Source organism: Fluviibacterium sp. S390 (genome assembly GCF_049800695.1).
Taxonomy (GTDB): domain Bacteria; phylum Pseudomonadota; class Alphaproteobacteria; order Rhodobacterales; family Rhodobacteraceae; genus Meridianimarinicoccus.
The window spans coordinates 184,909-207,249 of record NZ_JBNAFN010000002.1 but is presented as its reverse complement, the minus strand read 5'-3'; the positions used below and the strand labels follow the sequence as shown (position 1 = coordinate 207,249).

Here is a 22,341-nt window from a genome sequence, read left to right as displayed (position 1 = left end):
GTGCCCACCTTGCGCTTTCCCGAATTCCAGAATGCCCCGGCATGGAAACCGGTAAGCCTGCGGAAGGCTTCGGTTCCGGTAGATAAACCTGTAGGCGAAAGGAAGCTTACCCCAGTCAGCATTTCCGCCGGAATCGGATTTGTGCCCCAAGCCGAGAAATTCGGGCGGGATATCTCGGGCGGCCAGTATCAGCGTTACACACTGGTTCGCGATGGCGACTTTGTTTTCAACAAAGGCAACTCTCTGAAGTTTCCGCAGGGGTGTGTCTATCTCTTGCAATACTGGGGTGAGGCGGCTGCACCTAACGTGTTCATCGCCTTCCGCCTCAAGGATGGCTACGCGAACGGGTTCTTTCAGAATTGCTTCGAGCTGAACCAGCATGGGAAGCAGCTTCAAAGGCACATTACTAGCGGTGCGCGCAGCAATGGCTTGCTGAACATCAGCAAAGAGACTTTCTTCAACGTCGAAATTCCGACTCCCAGCCTGCCTGAACAACAAAAGATCGCCGAATGCTTGGACTCGGTGGACGCGTTAATTGCCGCGCAGGGGCGGAAGTTGGAGGCGCTGAGGACCCACAAGAAAGGCCTGATGCAACAGCTTTTCCCCCAGGAAGGTGAAACCCAACCCCGCCTCCGCTTCGCCGAGTTCGAAGGAGCGGGGCAATGGGAGGTTCGGACGATTGGAGAGATGTTTAGCCTCATTAACGGATGCGCCTTCAAGCCTGAGGATTGGCAACCGAGCGGGACTCCAATCATCCGCATCCAGAACCTGAATGACCCATCCGCAGAGTTCAATTATTCCCAAAAGCCAGTGCCAGAACGAAACCGCGTCGAACCAGGTGATTTACTATTTGCTTGGTCTGGAACACTGGGTTCGTCTTTTGGTGCTCGTATTTGGAATGGCCCGTCTGGCGTCTTGAATCAGCATATTTTCAAGGTGCTGATGGATGAGCAGAAGGTCAAATTACAGTTCGCGTTACTGGTCCTTACGAGGGTTGAAGAAGAAATTGCAAGAAGGACGCATGGGTTCAAAGCTTCGTTTGTCCATGTAAAGAAGTCGGACCTTGTCAAAATCGAGATGCTACTTCCATCGCCCTGCGAACAACAGCGCATCGCAGAGTGCCTCGCCTCCCTCGACGAACTAATCTCCGCCGAGGTTCAAAAGCTCGACACGCTCAAGACCCACAAGAAAGGGCTGATGCAGCAGCTCTTCCCCCGGCTCAGGGAGCTTAACGCATGAGCACCTACAAGAGCCTGAGAACGCTGGTGGCCCGGCTGCGCGACGATTTGAACAACCCCACAAAGCCGACTGCGCTCGTTCTGATTTACGCCTACAACCGGACTGGCAAGACACGCCTGTCGATGGAGTTCAAGGACGCTGGCAAGCGCAAGCACAAGACGAAGAACCCGACCGGAACCCCCGACACGCTCTATTTCAACGCCTTTACCGAGGATCTGTTCGTCTGGGAAAACGACCTGGACGGCGACAGCCTGCGCCGCCTGCAACTGAACGAGCAGTCGTCTTTCTTCAACGCGATGACCGAACTTGCACTGGACGAAACCATCGCCCGTTACCTATCCCGTTACGCCGACTTCGAGTTCGATTTCACCTACAAGGAGGTCGAGCAGGGTGGCGAGAAGCTGTTCAAACCGGACTATGTGAGCTTCAGCAAAGGCGGCGAGACCAACATCAAGGTATCGCGCGGCGAACAGAACATCTTCATCTGGTGCGTCTTTATGGCCATCTGCGAACGGATGCTGGATGGGCATGAATCCTATCAGGGGAAGAAATATCTCTACATCGATGACCCGATCTCGTCGCTGGACGACAACAACGCAATTTCCGTCGCCTGTGATCTGGCCAAGCTCCTGCGTCGGGCGGCCACGCGAAAGGATGCAGACGGGAATCTAGCCCCGATCAAGGTGATCTTCTCGTCCCATCACGCGCTGTTCTTCAACGTGATGTGCAACGAAGTGGGCCGGAAGATTGATGAGGCGCCTTCTGTTGCTCATCGGCGGTATTTCCTGCACCGGCCAAACGGTGATGGCACCTATTTGCTTCAAGCGACGGAAGACACGCCCTTCTTTCACCACGTGGCGACGCTCGCCGAGTTGCAGCGCGCTGCTGATCCGAAGAAAGGGAAGCTATATACCTTCCACTTCAACGCTTTGCGCAGTGTTATGGAGAAGACAGCGTCTTTCTTCGGGCACCCGAGCATTGCCTTTTGTCTGAAGTCGCTCGACAACGATGAGGACAGAGCGCTGTTCAACCGAGCTCTGAACCTCCTGAGCCACGGCGCCTATGCCATCCATGAACCGACCGAGATGGGCGAGGACAACAGGGAACTCTTCCGCCGCATCCTCCGCGATTTCGTCACGCGGTTCGAGTTCGCCCTACCGGGTGCCGCTCCTGCCAAGCCCGCAGCCCCGGCGCCCGCGCCCGTTCCCGAGGAAGTACCCGCACAATGAACGATGAAACTCAACAAGAACTAGGCAAGACGCTCTGGAAAGTCGCCGACACGCTGCGCGGTGCGATGAATGCCGACGATTTCCGGGATTACATGCTGTCCTTCCTGTTCCTGCGCTACCTCTCGGGCAACTACGAGGCGGCAGCGAAGCGAGAACTGGGGGAGGACTATCCGAGTGACTCGGACGTCGCGGCGGAACGGGAACGGGTTTCGGCCCTGAGGGCCGAAGCAGCTGAGAAGGCTGCAAAAGCTCGGCAGAGCGCACGGAACATCGAAGAGATACCACTGGATATTGCAGATCCGAAGCAGTCGGACATCGCAACTCCGTTGCAGCTCTGGTATCGGCGTAACCCCGACGATGTCGCTGAATTCGAAAAGCAGATGCGTCGCAAGGTGCACTATGTAATTCAGCCACCCTATCTGTGGAACAATATTGCTGACCTAGCCCGTAGGCAAAGCGATGAGCTACTGCTGACGCTAGATAGAGGTTTCAAGTATATTGAAACCGAGTCCTTCCAGAGCACCTTCGGTGGCCTGTTCTCCGAGATCAACCTTTACTCGGAAAAGCTGGGCAAGACGCAGGCGGACAAGAACAAGAAACTGTGCTCAATCATCGCCGAGATCGCCCGCGGGTTGGCCGAGTTCTCGTCCGAGGTGGATCATCTTGGCGATGCTTATGAGTACCTGCTCGGACAGTTCGCCGCCGGTTCGGGCAAGAAGGCCGGCGAGTTCTACACCCCGCAGCAGATTTCCGACATTCTGTCGGCGATCGTGACCCTAGACAGCCAGGAACCCGCGACGGGTCAGAAAGATCGTTTGGCAAGCGTGTTGGACTTTGCCTGCGGATCGGGCTCGCTCTTGCTGAACGTTCGCAAGCGGATGGGTACACACGGCATTGGCAAGATTTTCGGCCAAGAAAGCAACATCACGACCTACAACCTCGCCCGCATGAACATGCTGTTGCACGGGGTGAAGGACACCGAATTTGAAATCTACCACGGCGATACTCTGGCCAATGATTGGGATATCCTGCGCGAACTGAACCCCGCCAAGAAGCCCTCCTTCGATGCCGTCGTGGCAAACCCGCCTTTCAGTTTCCGCTGGGAGCCGACCGAAGCGATGGGCGATGATGTGCGGTTCAAGAACTACGGTCTAGCGCCAAAGTCTGCCGCCGACTTCGCCTTCCTGCTGCACGGGTTTCACTTTCTGAAGGATGAGGGCGTTATGGCCATCATCCTCCCTCACGGCGTGCTTTTCCGGGGTGGGGCAGAGGAGCGTATCCGTACGAAGCTGCTGAAGGACGGTCACATCGACACGGTAATCGGCCTGCCAGCGAACCTATTCTACTCGACCGGCATCCCGGTCTGCATTCTCGTCCTAAAGAAGTGCAAAAAACCGGATGACGTCCTGTTCATCAACGCGGCGGAGCACTTTGCGAAGGGCAAGCGTCAGAACCAGCTGACGGATGAGCACATCGGCAAGATCATTGAAACGTACCAGTTCCGCAAGGAAGAGGACCGCTACTCAAAGCGCGTGAGCATGGAGCGCATCGCGGAAGAAGGCTACAACCTCAACATCTCGCGATACATTAGCACCGCCGTTGAGGAAGAAGAGATCGCTCTGGACGACACCCAAGTGCAACTTGTCGATATCGAGAAGCAGGTGCGCGAGGCAACCTCGAGGCACAACGGCTTTCTCAAGGAACTTGGACTGTCCTTGCTACCAGGGGGTGACTGAATCATTCCTCTGGAGACCTGTGGCAGGAAGGCGCAAGCCGCCTACTTAACCTGCCACACCTCCCCATCGTCCATCCGCTTCACGTAGTCCACCCGTTCCCCATCCCAGTGATACGCGAAATGCGCCCCTTGGGTCGGGATCGGGATCACGTCGGGCCAGAAGACGGCGATGCACTGACCCTCGGGAAATCGCACACTGGGCCATGTGATGCCGTTCGAGCCGGCTGCGCGGCGCTCCGCTCCGAAGAGTTGCGAGGCACGGTAGTCGTCCGGATCCAGCAGATCGGCGCGGCCCGCTGCCTCGTCGAGATCCGCGTCGATCGACCCGATCAGCTCGCGGAACTGCGAGGTCCAGCCCGGCGCCTCGTCGGTGGCGCGCATGAAGCGGGCGTGGTGATGGATGGTCTCGGCGATCGCCACCTCGGTGCGGTCGCCGGCGTAGTAGAGGCCGAAGCTGCCATCCGAAAACCGCCCCGGACGGCGCGGCGAGCAATGCACGAAAGGTGCCATGACCCAGCTCGCACCGGGCCCGGTCACGCGGCGGGCGACGGGCACCTTGGACAGATCGCCGATGCTCTCGCGGATGCGCGGGTTGAACTTGGCCTCGGCCGAGGCCAGCGCCTCCCAGTCGGCCGGATCGGCGATGTCCTCGAAAAGGTCGATCGGCGGGTGGATCGAGCGGATGATGCGGACCGTGCGCGGCCAGGTCACGCGCCGGACAGGGACATTCACCAGGCACCCCGTTCGGCATCGAGATAGGCCCGCAGGTCGATCAGGTCGGTGATCTCGCCCCGGAGCATGACGTCCAGCGCACTTCGGCCCGCGAAGGCGGCGTTCGGCTTGCGGATCCAGGCATAGCCCCGGGCAGGGTCGGTGAACACATAGCGCAGCGCCTTGTGGATCCCCATCAGGATCGCCATCCGCGCGCGTAGGTCGCGGTCGATCCGGCCGATATCGCCGGTCTTCCACCGCGCCCAGGTGCGCTGCGCCATGTCGCCGAGCAGGGTGCGGGCTTCGGCGTCCGTCAGCTCCCAGGCGCGGAACAGGTTGACCGTTGTGCGCGCCAGCGCCGCCGCTTCCTCGTCGGTGATGGCGGGGAGATCGGTGCGGGCGGTGACGGGCTGGACCGTGGCGAACTGCATGGCTCTCTCCTTTGGCATTAATATAGAGAATATGTGCCAGAAGGCAAGATGGGCCGTGCTGTGCCGCCTTGATCGTCTCTAACTCTATTCCCTGTCTTTGCACGCTATGGCGCTACGCCCCTTGAAGACCTGTTGAGCGCAGCCGGTTTCCGGTTTTCTTGATGGACCCGATCCAGGGCCGCCCGTCGGTGGCCACTCACGGAACGGGGACAGCATGGCAGAGGCAGCTCGGAAACCGGAAGCGATGGCCCGCGGCGCGCGGATGCTGCGCACGGCGCTCGGGCCCGCCATCGCCGGGTTTCTGGAAGACCCGATGACCGTCGAGGTCATGCTCAATCCCGACGGGCGGCTCTGGATCGACCGGCTGTCCGAGGGGCTCTCTGACACTGGCGCCACGCTGTCGCCCGCCGATGGCGAGCGGATCGTGCGCCTCGTCGCCCATCATGTCGGGGCCGAGGTGCACGCCGCGCGGCCGCGCGTCTCGGCCGAACTGCCCGAGACCGGGGAACGCTTCGAAGGGCTTCTGCCGCCCGTGGTCATCGCGCCCTGTTTCGCGATCCGCAAGCCCGCCGTCGCGGTCTTCACGCTCGCCGATTACGTCGCCTCCGGGATCATGACCGAGACCCAGGCGGCCCTGTTGCGCGAGGGCGTTGCCGCGCGGGCCAATATCCTCGTGGCAGGCGGCACCTCCACCGGCAAGACGACGCTGACCAATGCGCTCCTGGCGGAAATTGCCGGATCGTCCGACCGCGTCGTGATCATCGAGGACACGCGCGAGCTGCAATGCACAGCACCCAACCTCGTCGCCCTGCGCACCAAGGACGGGGTCGCCTCGCTCTCCGATCTCGTCCGCTCCTCGCTCCGCCTGCGCCCGGACCGCATTCCCATCGGCGAGGTGCGTGGGGCCGAGGCGCTGGACCTTTTGAAGGCCTGGGGCACCGGCCATCCGGGCGGGATCGGGACCATTCATGCGGGTTCCGCCCTGGGAGCGCTGCGCCGGATGGAGCAGCTCATCCAGGAGGCGGTGGTCACCGTGCCGCGCGCCCTCATCGCCGAGACCATCGATCTCATCGCCGTCCTCTCCGGGCGCGGGGCCAATCGCCACCTCGCCGAGCTTGCCCGCGTCGACGGGCTGGGACCGGACGGCGACTACCGCATCTCCCCGGCGGCGCGGCCGACCGGGATGGAAACCAACACAGGAGACCCTTCATGACCCGAAACCTTCACCAGCTGCGCGCGCAGGCCGCCCATGCCTTCATCTACGCCACCGTCACCCTGATGCTGGCCGGACCCGCCCGGGCGGCGGGGTCCTCCATGCCCTGGGAAGCGCCGCTGCAATCGATCCTCGAGTCGATCGAGGGGCCGGTCGCCAAGATCATCGCGGTGATCATCATCATCGTCACCGGCCTTACGCTTGCCTTCGGCGACACCTCCGGGGGCTTTCGCCGCCTGATCCAGATCGTCTTCGGCATCTCCATCGCCTTCGCGGCGAGTTCCTTCTTCCTGAGCTTCTTCAGCTTCGGCGGTGGAGCGTTGATCTGATGGACAGCACGTTCGAGCAGCTGGCGGACGTGCCGGGCTTCACCGCCCCGGTGCATCGCGCGTTGACCGAGCCGATCCTGCTGGCCGGTGCGCCGCGGGCCTTCGCGATCCTGAACGGAACGCTGGCCGGGGCCATCGGGCTCGGGCTGCAGCTCTGGGTCGCGGGAATCGTCATCGGCCTTCTGGGCCACCTGGTCGCAATCTGGGCCGCGCGACGCGATCCGCTCTTCGTCGAGGTCGGACGCCGGCATCTGCGGCTTCCCGGTCATCTCGAGGTCTGAGGGCGCGCACATGATGAACCTCGCGGAGTATCGCCGGAAAGGGACGCGGCTGGCGGATTACCTCCCCTGGGCGGCGCTGGTGGCGCCCGGCGTGGTGCTGAACAAGGATGGCAGCCTGCAGCGCTCGGCCCGGTTCCGGGGCCCCGATCTCGACAGCGCGGTCGCGGCGGAACTCGTCGCCGTGGCGGGCCGCATCAACAATGCCTTTCGCCGCCTTGGCTCCGGCTGGGCGATCTTCGTCGAGGCGCAGCGGGTCGCGGCCGCCGATTATCCCGACAACCGCTTTCCCGATCCGGCCTCGGCGCTGCTCGATGCCGAGCGCCGCGCGGGGTTTGCCGAGCAGGGGGCGCATTTCCAGTCGGACTATCTCCTGACCTTCCTCTACCTGCCGCCCGCCGAAGAGGCCGCCCGGGCCGAGACCTGGCTCTACGAAGGCCGCGACAAGACCGGTATCGATGCGGGCGAGGTGCTGCGCGGCTTCATCGACCGCACCGACCGGGTGCTGGCGCTCTTCGACGGCATCATGCCCGAATGCCGCTGGATGGATGACAGCGAGACGCTGACCTACCTGCATTCCACGATCTCGACGCAGGCCCACCGGGTCCGCGTGCCGGAAACCCCGGCCTATCTCGATGCGCTCCTCGCCGACCAGCCGCTGACCGGCGGGCTCGAGCCCCGGCTGGGGAACGCCCATCTGCGTGTCCTGACGCTCTCGGGCTTCCCGACTGCCACCACGCCCGGGATCCTCAACGATCTCAACCGGCTGGCCTTTCCCTATCGCTGGGCGACCCGCGCGATCCTGATGGACAAGATGGAGGCCGCTCGGATGGTCGCGCGCATCCGCCGCCAATGGTTCGCCAAGCGCAAATCTATCGCCGCGATCCTGAAGGAGGTGATGACCAACGAGCAATCGGCGCTGGTCGATACCGATGCCGCCAACAAGGCCGCAGATGCCGACATGGCCCTGCAGGAGCTCGGCGCCGATATCGCGGGCGAGGCCTATTTCACGGCGACACTGATCGTCTGGGACGAAGATCCGCGCCGCGCCGACGAGAAACTGCGCCTCGTCGAGAAGGTCGTGCAGGGCCGGGACTTCACCGCCATGGTCGAGACGGTCAACGCCGTCGATGCCTGGCTCGGCTCGCTGCCCGGGCAGGCTTACGCCAATGTCCGCCAGCCGCCGATCTCCACCCTGAACCTCGCCCATATGATCCCGCTCTCCGCCGTCTGGGCGGGGGAGGAGCGGGATGCGCATTTCGACGAACCGCCGCTCCTTTACGGCAAGACCGAGGGCGCGACGCCGTTCCGGCTTTCGCTCCACGTCGGCGATGTCGGCCACACGTTGGTCGTCGGTCCGACCGGGGCGGGCAAATCCGTGCTGCTCGCCCTCATGGCGCTGCAGTTCCGCCGCTATCCGGGCGCACAGGTCTTCGCCTTCGATTTCGGGGGTTCGATCCGCGCCGCCACGCTCGCCATGGGCGGCGACTGGCATGATCTCGGCGGTGAGTTGACCGAGGCGGCGGAAGCCACGGTCTCCCTCCAGCCGCTCGCCCGGACCGATGATCCCGCCGAACGCAGCTGGGCCGCGGGCTGGATCGGCGCGATCCTCGCCCGCGAGGGCATCGCGATCACGCCGGAGGTGAAGGAGCATCTCTGGTCCGCGCTGACCTCGCTGGCCTCGGCCCCAGTGGACGAACGCACGATCACCGGTCTCGCGGTCCTGCTGCAATCCTCCGACCTCAAACAGGCCCTGCGCCCCTATTGCCTGGGCGGCGCCCATGGTCGGCTGCTCGATGCCGAGATGGAAGAGCTCGGCGCGGCCTCGGTCCAGGCCTTCGAGATCGAGGGGCTGGTCGGCACCGCCGCGGCGCCCGCCGTCCTCTCCTATCTCTTCCACCGCATCGGCGACCGGCTCGACGGGCGGCCGACGCTCCTGATCATCGACGAGGGCTGGCTCGCGCTCGATGACGAGGGCTTCGCGGGCCAACTCCGCGAATGGCTGAAGACGCTGCGCAAGAAGAACGCCTCGGTGATCTTCGCGACCCAGTCGCTCTCGGATATCGACACCTCCACCATCGCGCCCGCCATCATCGAAAGCTGTCCGACGCGGCTGCTTCTTCCCAACGAGCGCGCCATCGAGCCCCAGATCACCGCGATCTACCGGCGCTTCGGCCTCAATGACCGACAGATCGAGATCCTCGCCCGCGCCACGCCCAAGCGCGACTACTACTGCCAGTCGCGGCGCGGCAACCGGCTCTTCGAGTTGGGCCTCTCCGAGGTGGGCCTCGCGCTCTGCGCCGCCTCGGCCAAGTCCGACCAAGCGCTGATCTCGGAGATCCTCGCGGAGCACGGCCGCGACGGCTTCCTCGCCGCCTGGCTCGAAGCCCGCGGGGTCGGCTGGGCCGCCGAGCTGATCCTGGAGCTGACCAATCTCGTAGCTGAGCCTGAAGCTCACGATGCACCGATCCCCCAAGCCCGCGAACCCGCAGAGGAGACCACCCCATGACCCATGCCGTCCATCGCCTGTCCCGATTCGCCAGCGCCTCCGCGCTCGCCCTGGTGCTCGCAGCACCGATCGGACTTTCGCCGATCTTCGCCACGCCCGCCCAGGCCTTCCTGTTCGGCGGGGGCGGGCGCATCGTCTACGACCCGCGCAATCACGCCGAGAACATCCTCTCCGCGGCCCGGGCGCTCGAGCAGATCAACAACCAGATCACCCAGCTGCAGAACGAGGCGCAGATGCTGATCAACCAGGCCCGCAACCTCGCGAGCCTGCCTTATTCCTCGCTGCAGGCGCTGCAGCAGAACGTCGACCGGACCCGGCAGCTCCTGTCCCAGGCGCAGAACATCGCCTTCGATGTCGCGCAGATCGACCAGGTCTTCCAGCAGGACTACGCCAACATCCCCATGGCCGCGCCCGAGGCGCAGCTTCTGGCCGACGCGCGCTCCCGCTGGGAAAACACCGTCGGCGGGCTGCAGGACGCGCTGCGCGTGCAGGCGGGCGTCGTCGACAATCTTGACGGTCAGCGCGCCGAGCTCTCCGCCCTTATCGGGGAAAGCCAATCCGCAGTCGGCGCCCTGCAGGCGACCCAGGCCGGCAACCAGCTCCTCGCGCTGCAGTCCCAGCAGATCGCCGACCTGATCGCGGTCGTCGCCGCTAATGGCCGCGCGACGGCGCTGGTCGAGGCCGAGCGGTCCGCGGCCGCCGAACAGGGCCGGGTCCAGCGCGAGCGGTTCCTCACCCCGGGCGCGGGCTACCAGCCCGGCAGTGCCCGGATGTTCAACAACTGAAGGGAGACCGGCCATGGAGGGAGCGGTCCTCGCCCGCATCGCGGCAATCGTCTTCGTCGCCATCGCGATCACCGCGGCGGTGGTGGAGATGGGCCGGGACGAGGCGGGGCAGGCGGTGCGTCCGGCGGCGCCCCTCATGCCGGAGACTGATCCCTTGCGCGCCGAACAGCGGCGTTGCCAGGAACTGGGCGAGGCCGCGGCCTCCGATCCCGGCTGCCTCGCCGTCTGGGCCGAAACCCGCGACCGCTTCCTCGGGCGCGACCGGACCGGGGGCGAGTGAGCCATGGGCGGCACCGGCGTCATCGACACCTTCCTCGGGGTTTTCACCTCCTATATCGACAGCGGCTTCGGGCTGCTGGGCGGCGAAGTCGCCTTCATCGCCAGCACGCTAATCGTGATCGACGTGACCCTGGCGGCACTCTTCTGGGCCTGGGGCGCCGATGATGACATCATCGCCCGCCTCGTGAAAAAGACCCTCTTCGTCGGTGTCTTCGCCTGGCTCATCTCCAACTGGAACAGCCTCGCCGCCATCGTCTTCGACAGTTTCGCGGGGCTGGGACTGCTGGCTTCCGGCACCGGCTTCTCTCCTGCCGATCTCCTGCGCCCCGGACGCGTGGCGCAGACCGGCCTCGATGCCGGCCGACCGCTCCTGGAATCGACGGCCGATCTCATGGGATTCGTCGCCTTCTTCGAGAACTTCATCCAGATCGCCTGCCTGCTCTTCGCCTGGGCGCTGGTGCTTCTCGCCTTCTTCTTGCTCGCCGTGCAGCTCTTCGTGACGCTGATCGAGTTCAAGTTGACGACGCTCGCGGGCTTCGTGCTGATCCCCTTCGGCCTTTTCGGCAAGACCGCCTTCATGGCCGAGCGGGTGCTGGGCAATGTCGTCTCCTCCGGTATCAAGGTGCTGGTGCTGGCGGTGATCATCGGGATCGGCTCGACCCTCTTCGGCCAGTTCACCGCCGGCTTCGGGGGCGTGACACCCACCATCGACGAGGCCATGGCGATCGTTCTGGCGGCACTCTCGCTCCTCGGTCTCGGCATCTTCGGCCCCGGCATCGCCACCGGCCTTGTCTCCGGCGGGCCGCAACTGGGCGCAGGCGCCGCCGTTGGCACCGGGTTGGCGGTCGGTGGGGCTGCCGTCGCGGCGGGTGGCGGGGCCATGCTCGCGGCCCGAGGTACAGGCGCACTCGCCTCGGGTGGGGCCGCCGTCACGCGCGGCGCTGCGGCGGCCACCGGGGCCGCCTCCACCGCCTACAGCCTCGGATCGATGGGCCAGACCGGGGCCGCCGGTGTGGCCTCTGGTCTCGGCGGCGTAGCAAAAGCGGCGGGATCCGCGGCAGCATCACCTCTGCGCCGGGCCGCCGCCTCGGCCAGTGACGCCGTCAAGGCAAGCCACGCCGAAGGTGCCCGCGCGGGCTTCGCCGCCACCGGCGGCGCCTCCTCGCTCGGCAGCGGGACAGGCGCGTCGACCGCCATGTCCGCCCCCGCAGGCAGTGCACCGGCCTGGGCGCGTTCCATGCGCCGCAGCCAGGCGATGAGCCACGGCGTCTCCGCCGCCACCCACGCGCTGCGCGCCGGGGACAGCCCCGGCTCCGGCGCCTCCGTTTCCCTCTCCGAAAGCGACCGATCATGAGCCTCTTCAAACGCGCCGCCGCGCATTACGGCAAGACCCCGGACCCCGAGACCCCGTACCAGAAGGCCGCCCAGGTCTGGGACGAGCGTATCGGCTCCGCCCGGGTGCAGGCGAAGAACTGGCGCCTCATGGCTTTCGGCTGCCTGATCCTCGCGGGCGGCTTCGCGACGGCGCTGGTCTGGCAATCGGCGCGCGGCACCGTCGTGCCCTATGTTGTCGAGATCGACCGGCATGGCGAGGCCAGCGCCGTCGAGGCGGCCAGCGCGGGCTATCGCCCGAGCGATCCGCAGATCGCCTGGCATCTCGCCCGCTTCATCGAGGAGGTCCGGGGGCTGCCCGCCGATCCGATCGTCGTCCGCCAGAACTGGCTCCGCGCCTATGAGTTCACCACCGACCGCGGCGCGCTGGCGCTGAACGATCACGCCCGGGCCAACAATCCCTTCACGCGAGTGGGCGAGGACCAGGTCTCGGTCGAGGTCTCGAGCGTCATCCGCGCCTCGCCCGACAGTTTCCGGGTGGCCTGGTCCGAGCGGCACTACGAGAACGGCCAGCTCGCGCGCACAGAACGCTGGACCGCGATCCTGACCATCGTGATCGACCCGCCGCGCACGGCGGACCGCCTGCGCGCCAATCCCCTGGGAATCTATGTCAACGCGATCAACTGGTCGCGGGAGATGAGCCAATGACCCGACCGATCCTGCCCACCATTCTCCTGGCCACCACGCTTCTGGCAGGCTGTGCCAGCGACCGCCCGCCCGCATTCGCCTATGACGACGCGCTGCCGCCCTTGCCATCACCGCCTGCCACGGCACCCGATGACCGGCCGCGCCCGCTCCATGTTCCGCCCGCCTGGACTCCGAGCCGGGGCGGCGAGGCGGCCGCCACACCCGTCGCCCAGGTCGGTAATGCCAATGCGGCCGCGCGTGTCGAACCGCGCCAGGCCGGGTATTTCAACGCGATCCAGATCTATCCCTGGTCCGAGGGTGCGCTCTACCAAGTCTACGCCGCTCCGGGCCAGATCACGACCATCGCGCTCGAACCCGGCGAACGCCTGGCCGGAACCGGCCCGATCGCGGCGGGCGACACGGCGCGCTGGATCATCGGTGACACCGAAAGCGGCGTAGGCCGCGACACCCGCGTCCTCGTCCTTGTGAAACCGACCCGGCCCGACATCAGCACGAACCTCGTGATCTCGACCGACCGGCGGACCTACCTGATCGAGCTCAACGCCAGCGAAGAGACCTGGATGCCCGCCATCTCCTGGGCCTATCCGCGCGCGCCCGAAACCCTGCGTGTCGCGCCGACCACGCCGCGCATCCCGCCCGCGCATGCCCGCAATCACCGCTACGGACTGCAAGGTGACAGCCCGCCCTGGCGGCCGGTCTCGGTCTTCGATGACGGGCGCCGGGTTTATGTCGTCTTTCCGCGCGGCATCGCCCAGGGCGAAATGCCGCCGCTTTTCGTGCTGGGCTCAGATGGCGAGTTGGAGATCGTCAACTCCCGCATCCACGGCAATGTGCTCATCGTCGACCGCCTCTTCGGTGCGGCCGAACTGCGCCTCGGACGCGGTCCCCGGCAAGAGGTTGTGCGCATTCTGCGGATCGAACCCCAGACCGAGGCGACGGTGGTGCGGCAGGACGCGGGGCAAGGCACATGAGCGGGGCACCGACCGACACCGCTGCCGCCATGCGCCTGCGTGCCGATCCGCCGCGCGTAACGCGGATTTCTCGCAAGGTGATTGTCGGGCTCGGCGTCGTCGCGGGCCTCGGCATCGGCGCCGCGCTGATCTACGGCCTGCAACGTCCGGACCGGACCGCCGCACCGGAAGAGCTGATCACCACCGATCGCCGCCAGCCCGCCGATGGTCTCCGCGACCTGCCGGGCAGCTATGATGCGATCCCGAGGTTGGGACCGCCCCTGCCGGGCGATCTGGGTGGCGGCATTCTCGACGCGCAGCAACGCGGCCAGCCCATCGCGGCTCCAAGCCTCGCGCCCCCGACCATGGACCCGGCGGAGCAGCAACGACTTGCGGAACTGGAGGCCGCCCGTGTCAGCGACCTGTTCTTCCAGGCGCGCCCCGGGACACCGGCATCCAACGGGTTCCAAGTGCCGCCTGCGCCACCTGGAGGTGGAATGGCGGCCACCCCGGAAACCGATCCGCGCCAAGCCTTCCTGACCGGGCCGACCGACCGCCGGACCGTCGCGCCCGACCGCGTGCAGCCGCCAGCCTCGCCCTGGCTGCTGCAGGCCGGATCCGTCATCCCGGCCGCGCTGATCACCGGTATCCGCTCCGACCTGCCGGGCCAGATCACCGCGCAGGTCACCCAGAACGTCTATGACAGCCCCACGGGAAGCCTGCTCCTGATCCCGCAAGGCACCCGGTTGATCGGGGCCTACGACAACAGCGTCACCGTCGGCCAGCGGCGCGTGCTCCTGGTCTGGACCCGGCTGATCTTCCCCGATGGACGATCTCTCGTGCTCGAACGCCAGCCCGGCGCCGATGCCACGGGCTTTGCCGGTCTCGAGGACGGCGTCGATAATCACTGGGGCAGCATTCTGCGCGCCGCAGGGCTTTCGACGCTGCTCGCCGTCGGCGCGGAACTCTCCCTCGACGAGGAAGACCGCCTCGCCCGTGCCCTCCGCGACGGGGCCCTCGACACGATCAACGAGGCCGGGCAGCGTATCGTCCAGCGCCAACTGGAGGTGCCGCCAACACTGACCATCCGCCCGGGCTTCCCCGTCCGGGTGATCGTGACGCGCGATCTTGTCTTCGCGCCACCCGGAGGCTGACATGACCAGGCTGAAACTCGGACCCATCCCGGACGACAAGCCGGTGAAGTGTATGCGCCGTCCCCGTCCCATTGATTTCTGCGGTTCTGGGGCGCTGATCCAGCGGCGAGTTTCTTTCTGAGCATTCGGAAGGAGATGGCGATGGCGGATGGCGGGGACGGGTTTGACGGCTGCATCGAGGTTGTGCAGCAGACGCGTGGATATCGGCGCTGGCCGGACGAAGTGAAAGCCCGGATCGTGGCCGAGAGTTTTCAGCCCGGCGTTCGGGTGGTGGATGTCGCGCGGCGGCATGGTCTGGCCGCGCATCAGCTTTCGGATTGGCGGCGTCAGGCGCGCCAGGGGGACCTGGTCTTGCCTGCGGAGGCCATGGCCGGGGTGGCGTCTGACGCTCTGCCGGCCTTCGTTCCGGTTTCGGTGGAGCCCGAGGACGTCGGTCCACCAGCGGATGCTGACCGGCACGGCGGTGTCATCACGATCGAGATCGGCAACGATCTCGTGCTGCGGGTGCCGGGCAATGTTCCGGCAGAGCGGGCTGCGGCGGTGGCGCGCGCCCTTCGAGGGTCGGCATGATCGTCGCGGGCCAGCGCCTGCCGATCCTGATCGCGACGCGGCCTGTGGACTTCCGCTGCGGCCATCGGGCGCTGGCGCTGATCGTGCAGACCGAGCTGAAGCTGGATCCGCATTCCGGGGTGACGATCGTGTTCCGTTCGAAACGCGGCGACAGGCTGAAGATTCTGGTTTGGGACGGAACAGGTCTCGTGATGATCTACAAGATCCTGGAACAGGGCAGCTTCGTCTGGCCCAAGGTGCAGGACGGGGTGATGCGGCTGTCGCGGGCGCAGCACGAAGCCTTGTTCGAGGGGCTGGACTGGCGGCGGGTGGTTGCGCGACGGGTCTTGCCGCCGGCTGCGGCAGGATGACTCAGTAGGGTTGTTCTGGCGTTGTTTTATTGGGCTTCCCAGCTGCGACTGGGTAGGAATGCGCATGTCGCAGCCCTTCGATCTCAGCCAGTTTCCGGACCTTCCGCCCGAGGTGGTGAAGGCGTTCGAGGCCGCGCAGTTCGAGCTGTCGGTGGAACGTGCGGCGCGCCAGCATGAACAGGCGGTGGTGGCCGAGAAGGACGCCTTTATCGCCGAACTGAAGGACCTGATCGCGAAGCTGGAAGGTCAGGTTCAGGATTACCGGCGCACGAAGTTCGGGCCGAAATCGGAAAAGCTGGACCCCGCGCAGCTGGAGCTGGCGCTGGAGGACCTGGAGACGGCGATTGCCGAGACCCGGGAACAGATCGCCGCGGTCGAGGAGAAGATCGCGGCCAGCGAGACCGAGCCAGAGAAGAAGACGCCGCGCAAGAAACGCAAGGCGCGCGCCTTGCCGGAAAGCCTGCCACGCGTCGAGCGTGTGATCGAGCCGGAGAGCATTACCTGCCCCTGCGGCTGCGGTGACATGGTCCGGATCGGCGAGGATCGGGTCGATCGGCTGGATTACATCCCGGCGCGCTATCAGGTGATCGTCACGATCCGCCCGAAATACGCCTGCCCCAAGGGGCGCGCGGGCGTGGTCCAGGCGAAAGCTCCGGCGCATCTGCTGGAGGGCAGCTGGCCCACCGAGGCGCTGCTGGCGCAGATTGCCGTATCCAAGCATTCCGAACACATGCCGCTGAACCGGCAGGCCGTGGTCATGGCGCGGCACGGCGTGCCGATCGACCGCTCGGTCCTCGCCGACTGGATGGGCCGGACGGGCGCTCTGATCGCGCCAGTGGTCGATCACATGACCAAGTGCCTGATGGCGGAAAGCACGCGGCTCTATGTCGACGAAACCACCGCGCCGGTGCTGGATCCCGGACGGGGCAAGACGAAGACCGGCTATCTCTGGGCGGTGCTGCGCGATGATCGCGGCTGGAACGGCCCCGCGCCGCCGAGCGTGGTGTTCCACTATCGGCCCGGCCGGAAGGGCGAATATGCCGACGACATCCTGGCCGGCTTCGACGGCACGATCCAGGTCGATGCCTACGGCGGCTATACCCACCTGGCCAAGCCGGACCGCAAGGGCGGCAAGCCGTTGCAGCTGGCCTTCTGCTGGGCGCACCGTCGGAGAAAACTGATCAAGGCCAAGCCGAAGAAGGGTTCGCCCATCGTCGACGAGGCGCTGGTGCGCATCGCCGCGCTCTACAAGATCGAAGACGCGATCCGCGGGTCATCCCCCGATCATCGCCGTGCCGTCCGCCAGGATCTCTCCCACCCGCTGGTGGATGCGTTCTTCTCCTGGCTGGCCGCCCAAGCCGCGCGCGTGTCACGCAAGTCCGACCTCGGCGCCGCACTTGCCTACATGCTCCGGCGCCAGGACGGCTTCCGGCTCTTCCTCGACGATGGCCGTGTCGACATGGATTCCAACCTGGTCGAAAATGCGATCCGCAGCCCGGCCATGAACCGCCGCAACGCGCTTTTTGCCGGTCACGATGAGGGGGGCCGTTCCTGGGCGCGCTTCGCCAGCCTGATCGGATCCTGCAAGATGAACGGCGTCGAACCCTATGCTTACCTGCGTGATCTCTTCACCAGGCTCGCCAACGGGCATCTCGACAAGGACATCGATGCGTTGATGCCATGGGCCTACGCCGCGGCGTCCCAGCCCTCACAATGAGCTCATCCGGGAGTCCCCAGTGAGCACATTCTGAGCGCTCACGACGGCGAAAACCTCAGCCGAACGCACCGAGAACTCCGCCCGCAAGCAAAATCCCAATGGGGCGGGGACGGCGCATACGGTGAAGTTGACCGTAGAGGTGCCCGCAGAGCTGCATCGCGATCTGACCGCCTATGGCGAGATCCTCGGCCAGGAAGCAGGGCAGGGACCAATCGAACCGAAGAAGCTGATTGTTCCCATGCTCGAGCGGTTCATCGCGACGGATCGCGGCTTTGCGAAGGCGCGCCGATTGTCTCTAACTCATGAGTCAGCGAAGCGGACAACTTATTGAGGCGTTTGTTCGCTTCGTCGAGTTCTTTCATCCGAGAATTAGAGGTAACTTCCGAGACGCCTCCTACCTCTACGCCAAGGCCAAGTTTGAACTAGTATAAAACAACACCATAACACGGCGGCGACCAAAATATCTGTATGAATAAACTCACGGTAGTCGCAAGAAGCAGCCAACTTCCTCTCTCAAGAAATTTGCTTACGTCCTATCACTGGCGTTATTATCAAGTATGAAGTCCTCTAGGCTTTTGTCGAGTCCGCGAAGCCTTTCTCGAATGACATCCTCTGGCAAGTCAGATACTGCAAGCTCTGCTTTTTTTTGAAGAATAAGTCCGCGGAAAGCCATGGTCGCTTCTCGGGTTTGCAGGACGTACTTTTCATCATAATTCGTGTCAGCCTCGCGACTGCGCCTTTCCGCCGCTTCCTGAGGAGACTCTTTGTGTTCTGCAAAATCAATTGCTGCTTGTCTGTTTTTGTGAGCAACGCTCAACTCGTAGGGGCCGGGGCGACTGTAAAGCTTTGACAATAATGGCAAAATCTCGACAAGAACAAACAGTAACGTGATCGCTATTGATGCAATTGCAGCGGTTGACGGCGGAAAAATGCCAAGCGAAAGAAGTTCCTTCGAATTGACCGCACCGTGCGGCGCTCTTGGTGGTTCCGGCGCAGCATCTTCATCAACCCAATTATAGATTTCAGTTCCAAGAAACGAACCCTCTTGTTTGTTGGAAGCGAGATCAAACAAGATGGCCGTCCGCCACATAAAGGAAAGGTCTGGATAATCTTGTGCGCATATATACGAGACCCATCTGAACTCTTGAGAGGATAAGGGAGTGTTTGGATCCCGAAACGGATCAAATATTCTGCTCCGAATTGATGCCAAATCACCATCATTGAGGTTTCTGGCATCCGCATCATCGCGCTCTTGATCTGCTACAGAGTAGTTGCGCATCGGGACAATGCACCTTTGCGAAGTAAGCGCTATCTCATTCAGCCTCTGTATTGATTGAAGTCCGGTTCTGAATTCGGCTAGGTTTCTATCCGGAATTCCCAGAGACCGAAGTTCAGACTCGTAGTCATTGATTACAGAAATGAGTGCAGTCCGTGCCCAGGCGAACAAGTCACAGTTTAACAAGCCTCCACTTCCCGCGCTGGCACCACCGGGAACATAACGACGATTCTCCAACAAAAATGCAGTGAGAGTAGATGGTGTTGCGCCTAGCGCTACTGCCGAAATTACTCTGTGATCTTGGCCATTATTCAACTGCACGAGGCTATTGTATTGTCTATGCACGTCTCGAAGAATTGCCTGAGATTCGTCGGCGGCACGGGCTGTCCGGCACTCGTTCTCGACTTCAGATCGGTTGCGAGGGTCTGCATTGGCCGGGAAGGTGGAAACGCTTACTTCGATTGGACTAGTGAGAAGTGGCAGCGTAAATGAGATTACTCTTCCTGCTTGGTTGTGAAGATTTTCATCATCTATGTATATTTCGTTCGCGCCACTTAACTCAAATAATCTTGCAGCATCCAATATCTCCAACTCACCGCGGCGTCGCAAGATTGCTTGCTCAATTTCTAAAGCTCCGTCGACAAGGTCTGGGTCAGGAAATTGGCTGACTATTTCAGCCATTTGTGAGGATCTCTCTATACGCAGCCTTTCATCTCTTGCCGAAAAGAATTCGGCTCGCATTGTTTCGTAGCTGGACTGTATCTCTGGCGCAAAAATTTGTACTTTTAGAGGGTGGGCGATAATAATGCCAATTGCAGCTGCGAGAATGAGGCGGCTCAGTGCAGGAACCAATTTCCTTCCCTCACTACCAAGCATTGTCATGAGCATTGCTCGGTCTACGGCAAAAATTACTGCGGCCCATACTATGGTAAGTAATACGGTAAAAACAGGTCCAGCGATTGCGCCGACGTACGTGCCGTCGTCAAAGAAGGATGAGAAGAAGTAATATGAGCTTAATGCTGCGAACGAAGCGGTAATGCAGATGATAAGTCCCTGATTACGAAGCTTTCGTTCTTCTTCGCTGGCATTTTTGTTCTTCAAAAACCATTCTGGATCTGCACCGGCAGCAGCTAGCAAGAGCCTATTTGGACTGAATGGGTGTTGCTTTGAGCCGTTGTTGTTTTTCGCGTGATCGTTCTGTTCGACGTATTTGGGGTGTGGGGTGCTGACGGTGGCCTCTGTCTCTTCAGTATCGGCGTTTTGGCGGCTGAACCCATCGTCTGTTACTGTCTCTTCGGCCTTCGGCTCTACTTGGCCATCGCGCTCCGCTCTGTTGTCACCGTCACTTCCCTCAAGTTCCTGAGAGTTCGATACTGTTTCCCCTTCCGTAGGATTGGTCCCTGATTGGCGACTTTGTCGTATCTCCCCGTCATAATCTGTACGACTAGTATCCTCTGCGTTTCGCCCGCTTGCCGCGGTTGCACGGCCAGTGGCCTTTTCACTGTCTATTTGGAGATCCGGAGTTTTCTTCTCGCCGTCTTCAGCCACCTAACTCTCCTCCAAATGTCACAACGCCCAGCACTATGGATGACAGCGTCAAGAGCAAAATTGCTAAAGTTATTGCAGCCACTCCAAGCAGCCACCACCGACGGTATCTTGTGTTGTCTTGCGTTTCTCGTAGTTGAGCCTCTGTAGACGGCACTCGAGACCCGACCCATTTGCTTCCAAGATCAAAGAGGTTGAAATCGGGAGTTTCGGTCTCAGGGGTCGGTAATTCTTCTTCCTGGAGCTCCAACTCACCGCGGTCGGTTTCGTGTCGGATCCGCGTCATCACAGTCATAGTGTCTTGATCAATTTGCCTAGTGTAGACCATGCTTACGATAATTGCGAAAATCGTTGTACCGAAAGCGAGCCCCAGCGATCCCAGCATCTCCGATAGCGCTAATTGAGCGGTGAGTGCGTCAGCAGATTCGCCGCGTTCCAGTGACGCAAATAGAAGCACCATTCCAGTCAGCGTACCCAGGAGCCCAAGCTGTACAATTGTACCGCTCCATTCCTTGTGTTCGGAAACGAGTTTGGCGGCTTCGTCTCTGAAGTCACGCATTCGGCCGCGGTATCGCGAGGCTTTGTCTGGTTTGCCGGCTGTGCCTTCTATTGCGATCTTTATCGTCTCGTTGATTGAAGCGATTGTGCGCTCTTTTCGTCGATCACCGTTTCCTCCGAGATCTGCCACGAGGTGGCGCACCCGGTATATGCCCACCACGGCTATAACTACGGCGAAAAGCTGAAAGAGACCAAACTGAACAGACGCGAGAATCCCCAACCACTTTGATACCATTCCCGACGTGGTGAGGTCGTAGTCGTAAAGCGCACCAGTGAGGTTTCTGCTTACTGCGCAGAGGTCGCGTTGTGCCTCGTCGCGAGTACCTGTGCATAGCCTTGTCGCCTGGCCCAAGTCGTCACGTCCGGCACAGCCCTCGATGGCGCGAGCAATCGATTCATAAGTAGATGACTGGCTAACGTTAGGTGGAAAAAAGCTTATCCGAGAGATTTCCCGCTGCCTACAAGAAGCCGGCAGGTATTGAGTCTCATTTACTTCGGTTTCGGCTTCGCTCGTTGTGCTTTCACGAGTGGGTCCGGGACAGGGAAGTACCGTTCTTTCTGTTGTAGTTGTCAAGGTTGGAGAGTCCGCAGGGGGAACTTCGGCGAATGTAGCGGTTGCGTTAGGGGTTGAGGTCGGAGCGGTTGTTTCATCGACCTTTTCACGCAAGCTTGACGAGACTGCATAAACGTTCCGGAATACAAGTGCATAGCCCAAACCAGCTTGCTCAAATCCAATGTCGGGGTCTTCCGCAACCTCGTAACCGCCGTCATGAATAGCGCAATAGACCTCGTGGGCGATTTCCGTGCTTCGAGATGTCCACGCACTGAAGTAGAGCGCCGACCCAACACCAAAGAATACAGGCAGCATTATGGCCAACCAAAGCCATACCGAATAACGCGGACGGAGTGGGATCTGGCGGTTTAAGCTACTCATGAACAAGTCTCCCACAAAAGCGGAGGAGCACTGGGATTGGCGCGAAACGCGAAAGTCACAAAACGCCCTGCAAAGCGATGTCCAGACTGAAGACCGAGACAACCAAGCGCTGCTATCGCGGCGCGCTCATCGCCAGGTACTGACGCGGGCGCAGTTACGGGATGCACGCCTGTTGAATAGTCAAGGAACGCGGCGCGCTGTGCTGCGCGCATGCGAAGGGCGGCTCCGTCCTGCGACACGATTAACATCCCGATGTCGACCAAGGGGAATCCGCCGGATTTAAATTCGGCAGCAACACGCGCTAGGTCACTCAAGTCCGCCCCGCCAACAAGCAGGATAGTTTGCGGCCCCGCAGCGCCGATCCCCCGATAAAGGGCGAGATCGGCGGCCAGTGCGCTGGGCTCGCGAGCATCAGCGACCAAAAGATCGACAGATCCCAATTGCAAGCCCACGGCTACTGGAGGTCCACCCGACGAAGCTACCGCGAGCCAAAGAACCTCACCGGAAGG

Annotated in this window: 21 protein-coding genes; 17 read left to right on the top strand and 4 right to left on the bottom strand. The window is 62.6% G+C overall.

What is annotated here, in order from left to right; genetic code table 11:
* The first annotated feature begins 9 nt into the window (after positions 1-9).
* Genes ACP15K_RS03020 through ACP15K_RS03010 form a run of 3 tightly spaced genes read left to right on the top strand, consistent with a single transcriptional unit; the run spans position 10 to position 4,204 of the window.
* A complete protein-coding gene (locus ACP15K_RS03020; protein WP_424989774.1) occupies positions 10-1,239 on the top strand; it encodes a restriction endonuclease subunit S in 1,230 nt (409 codons plus the stop codon).
* On the top strand, positions 1,236-2,468 hold the full coding sequence (locus ACP15K_RS03015) for an AAA family ATPase (RefSeq protein ID WP_424989773.1): 1,233 nt from the start codon (positions 1,236-1,238) through the stop codon (positions 2,466-2,468). Before ACP15K_RS03020 ends, ACP15K_RS03015 begins: the two co-directional genes overlap by 4 nt.
* Complete coding sequence (locus ACP15K_RS03010; protein ID WP_424989772.1) at positions 2,465-4,204, top strand: type I restriction-modification system subunit M; 1,740 nt, start codon at positions 2,465-2,467, stop codon at positions 4,202-4,204. Before ACP15K_RS03015 ends, ACP15K_RS03010 begins: the two co-directional genes overlap by 4 nt.
* Before the next feature lie 41 nt (positions 4,205-4,245).
* Here ACP15K_RS03010 and ACP15K_RS03005 read toward each other — a convergent pair whose 3' ends face one another.
* Positions 4,246-4,935 (bottom strand): RES family NAD+ phosphorylase, encoded by a 690-nt coding sequence (locus ACP15K_RS03005; protein ID WP_424989771.1) that lies wholly within the window; start codon positions 4,933-4,935, stop codon positions 4,246-4,248.
* Complete coding sequence (locus ACP15K_RS03000; RefSeq protein WP_424989770.1) at positions 4,932-5,345, bottom strand: MbcA/ParS/Xre antitoxin family protein; 414 nt, start codon at positions 5,343-5,345, stop codon at positions 4,932-4,934. The genes ACP15K_RS03005 and ACP15K_RS03000 overlap by 4 nt, the downstream gene beginning before the upstream one ends.
* A gap of 214 nt (positions 5,346-5,559) precedes the next feature.
* On the opposite strand from ACP15K_RS03000, the gene trbB reads away from it, so the two are divergent.
* From trbB to ACP15K_RS02930, 14 genes are all read left to right on the top strand, one after another.
* A complete protein-coding gene (gene trbB / locus ACP15K_RS02995) occupies positions 5,560-6,558 on the top strand; it encodes a P-type conjugative transfer ATPase TrbB (protein ID WP_424989769.1) in 999 nt (332 codons plus the stop codon).
* Positions 6,555-6,887, top strand: a complete 333-nt coding sequence (locus ACP15K_RS02990; RefSeq protein ID WP_424989768.1) for a TrbC/VirB2 family protein — start codon at positions 6,555-6,557, stop codon at positions 6,885-6,887. Before trbB ends, ACP15K_RS02990 begins: the two co-directional genes overlap by 4 nt.
* Positions 6,887-7,168, top strand: a complete 282-nt coding sequence (locus ACP15K_RS02985) for a VirB3 family type IV secretion system protein (RefSeq protein WP_424989767.1) — start codon at positions 6,887-6,889, stop codon at positions 7,166-7,168. Before ACP15K_RS02990 ends, ACP15K_RS02985 begins: the two co-directional genes overlap by 1 nt.
* A 10-nt stretch (positions 7,169-7,178) precedes the next feature.
* Complete coding sequence (trbE, locus tag ACP15K_RS02980; RefSeq protein ID WP_424989766.1) at positions 7,179-9,674, top strand: conjugal transfer protein TrbE; 2,496 nt, start codon at positions 7,179-7,181, stop codon at positions 9,672-9,674.
* Positions 9,671-10,459 (top strand): P-type conjugative transfer protein TrbJ, encoded by a 789-nt coding sequence (gene trbJ, locus ACP15K_RS02975; protein WP_424989765.1) that lies wholly within the window; start codon positions 9,671-9,673, stop codon positions 10,457-10,459. Before trbE ends, trbJ begins: the two co-directional genes overlap by 4 nt.
* 13 nt (positions 10,460-10,472) lie before the next feature.
* Positions 10,473-10,739, top strand: a complete 267-nt coding sequence (gene trbK-alt, locus ACP15K_RS02970; RefSeq protein WP_424989764.1) for a putative entry exclusion protein TrbK-alt — start codon at positions 10,473-10,475, stop codon at positions 10,737-10,739.
* Between the two features lie 3 nt (positions 10,740-10,742).
* Entirely contained in the window at positions 10,743-12,092 is a 1,350-nt protein-coding gene (trbL, locus tag ACP15K_RS02965; protein WP_424989763.1) for a P-type conjugative transfer protein TrbL, read from the top strand.
* Entirely contained in the window at positions 12,089-12,778 is a 690-nt protein-coding gene (gene trbF, locus ACP15K_RS02960; protein WP_424989762.1) for a conjugal transfer protein TrbF, read from the top strand. The genes trbL and trbF overlap by 4 nt, the downstream gene beginning before the upstream one ends.
* The gene (gene trbG, locus ACP15K_RS02955; RefSeq protein WP_424989761.1) at positions 12,775-13,749 is read left to right on the top strand and encodes a P-type conjugative transfer protein TrbG; all 975 of its coding nucleotides are present in this window, start codon (positions 12,775-12,777) and stop codon (positions 13,747-13,749) included. Before trbF ends, trbG begins: the two co-directional genes overlap by 4 nt.
* Positions 13,746-14,882: a TrbI/VirB10 family protein gene (locus tag ACP15K_RS02950; protein WP_424989760.1), complete on the top strand. Its 1,137-nt coding sequence runs from the start codon at positions 13,746-13,748 to the stop codon at positions 14,880-14,882. The genes trbG and ACP15K_RS02950 overlap by 4 nt, the downstream gene beginning before the upstream one ends.
* 141 nt (positions 14,883-15,023) lie before the next feature.
* Complete coding sequence (tnpA, locus tag ACP15K_RS02945) at positions 15,024-15,452, top strand: IS66-like element accessory protein TnpA (RefSeq protein ID WP_424989759.1); 429 nt, start codon at positions 15,024-15,026, stop codon at positions 15,450-15,452.
* Complete coding sequence (tnpB, locus tag ACP15K_RS02940; protein WP_424989758.1) at positions 15,449-15,802, top strand: IS66 family insertion sequence element accessory protein TnpB; 354 nt, start codon at positions 15,449-15,451, stop codon at positions 15,800-15,802. The genes tnpA and tnpB overlap by 4 nt, the downstream gene beginning before the upstream one ends.
* Before the next feature lie 64 nt (positions 15,803-15,866).
* The gene (gene tnpC / locus ACP15K_RS02935) at positions 15,867-17,519 is read left to right on the top strand and encodes an IS66 family transposase (RefSeq protein ID WP_424989757.1); all 1,653 of its coding nucleotides are present in this window, start codon (positions 15,867-15,869) and stop codon (positions 17,517-17,519) included.
* 121 nt (positions 17,520-17,640) lie between these two features.
* Complete coding sequence (locus ACP15K_RS02930) at positions 17,641-17,850, top strand: DUF2274 domain-containing protein (RefSeq protein WP_424989756.1); 210 nt, start codon at positions 17,641-17,643, stop codon at positions 17,848-17,850.
* Positions 17,851-18,045: 195 nt separating this feature from the next.
* On the opposite strand, the gene ACP15K_RS02925 is transcribed toward ACP15K_RS02930, so the two are convergent.
* Complete coding sequence (locus ACP15K_RS02925) at positions 18,046-20,343, bottom strand: DUF4407 domain-containing protein (protein WP_424989755.1); 2,298 nt, start codon at positions 20,341-20,343, stop codon at positions 18,046-18,048.
* On the bottom strand, positions 20,336-21,832 hold the full coding sequence (locus tag ACP15K_RS02920) for a MotA/TolQ/ExbB proton channel family protein (RefSeq protein WP_424989754.1): 1,497 nt from the start codon (positions 21,830-21,832) through the stop codon (positions 20,336-20,338). Before ACP15K_RS02920 ends, ACP15K_RS02925 begins: the two co-directional genes overlap by 8 nt.
* Positions 21,833-22,341: the final 509 nt, after the last annotated feature.

What these genes read in the sequence shown, in the direction of transcription:
- ACP15K_RS03015 (WP_424989773.1), top strand. Translation starts at nt 1,236, where the DNA reads ATGAGCACCTACAAGAGCCTGAGAACGCTGGTGGCCCGGCTGCGCGAC.
- ACP15K_RS03010 (WP_424989772.1), top strand. Translation starts at nt 2,465, where the DNA reads ATGAACGATGAAACTCAACAAGAACTAGGCAAGACGCTCTGGAAAGTC.
- ACP15K_RS03000 (WP_424989770.1), bottom strand. Translation starts at nt 5,345, where the DNA reads ATGCAGTTCGCCACGGTCCAGCCCGTCACCGCCCGCACCGATCTCCCC.
- trbB (WP_424989769.1), top strand. Translation starts at nt 5,560, where the DNA reads ATGGCAGAGGCAGCTCGGAAACCGGAAGCGATGGCCCGCGGCGCGCGG.
- ACP15K_RS02990 (WP_424989768.1), top strand. Translation starts at nt 6,555, where the DNA reads ATGACCCGAAACCTTCACCAGCTGCGCGCGCAGGCCGCCCATGCCTTC.
- ACP15K_RS02985 (WP_424989767.1), top strand. Translation starts at nt 6,887, where the DNA reads ATGGACAGCACGTTCGAGCAGCTGGCGGACGTGCCGGGCTTCACCGCC.
- trbE (WP_424989766.1), top strand. Translation starts at nt 7,179, where the DNA reads ATGATGAACCTCGCGGAGTATCGCCGGAAAGGGACGCGGCTGGCGGAT.
- trbJ (WP_424989765.1), top strand. Translation starts at nt 9,671, where the DNA reads ATGACCCATGCCGTCCATCGCCTGTCCCGATTCGCCAGCGCCTCCGCG.
- trbK-alt (WP_424989764.1), top strand. Translation starts at nt 10,473, where the DNA reads ATGGAGGGAGCGGTCCTCGCCCGCATCGCGGCAATCGTCTTCGTCGCC.
- trbL (WP_424989763.1), top strand. Translation starts at nt 10,743, where the DNA reads ATGGGCGGCACCGGCGTCATCGACACCTTCCTCGGGGTTTTCACCTCC.
- trbF (WP_424989762.1), top strand. Translation starts at nt 12,089, where the DNA reads ATGAGCCTCTTCAAACGCGCCGCCGCGCATTACGGCAAGACCCCGGAC.
- trbG (WP_424989761.1), top strand. Translation starts at nt 12,775, where the DNA reads ATGACCCGACCGATCCTGCCCACCATTCTCCTGGCCACCACGCTTCTG.
- ACP15K_RS02950 (WP_424989760.1), top strand. Translation starts at nt 13,746, where the DNA reads ATGAGCGGGGCACCGACCGACACCGCTGCCGCCATGCGCCTGCGTGCC.
- tnpA (WP_424989759.1), top strand. Translation starts at nt 15,024, where the DNA reads ATGGCGGATGGCGGGGACGGGTTTGACGGCTGCATCGAGGTTGTGCAG.
- tnpB (WP_424989758.1), top strand. Translation starts at nt 15,449, where the DNA reads ATGATCGTCGCGGGCCAGCGCCTGCCGATCCTGATCGCGACGCGGCCT.
- tnpC (WP_424989757.1), top strand. Translation starts at nt 15,867, where the DNA reads ATGTCGCAGCCCTTCGATCTCAGCCAGTTTCCGGACCTTCCGCCCGAG.
- ACP15K_RS02920 (WP_424989754.1), bottom strand. Translation starts at nt 21,832, where the DNA reads ATGAGTAGCTTAAACCGCCAGATCCCACTCCGTCCGCGTTATTCGGTA.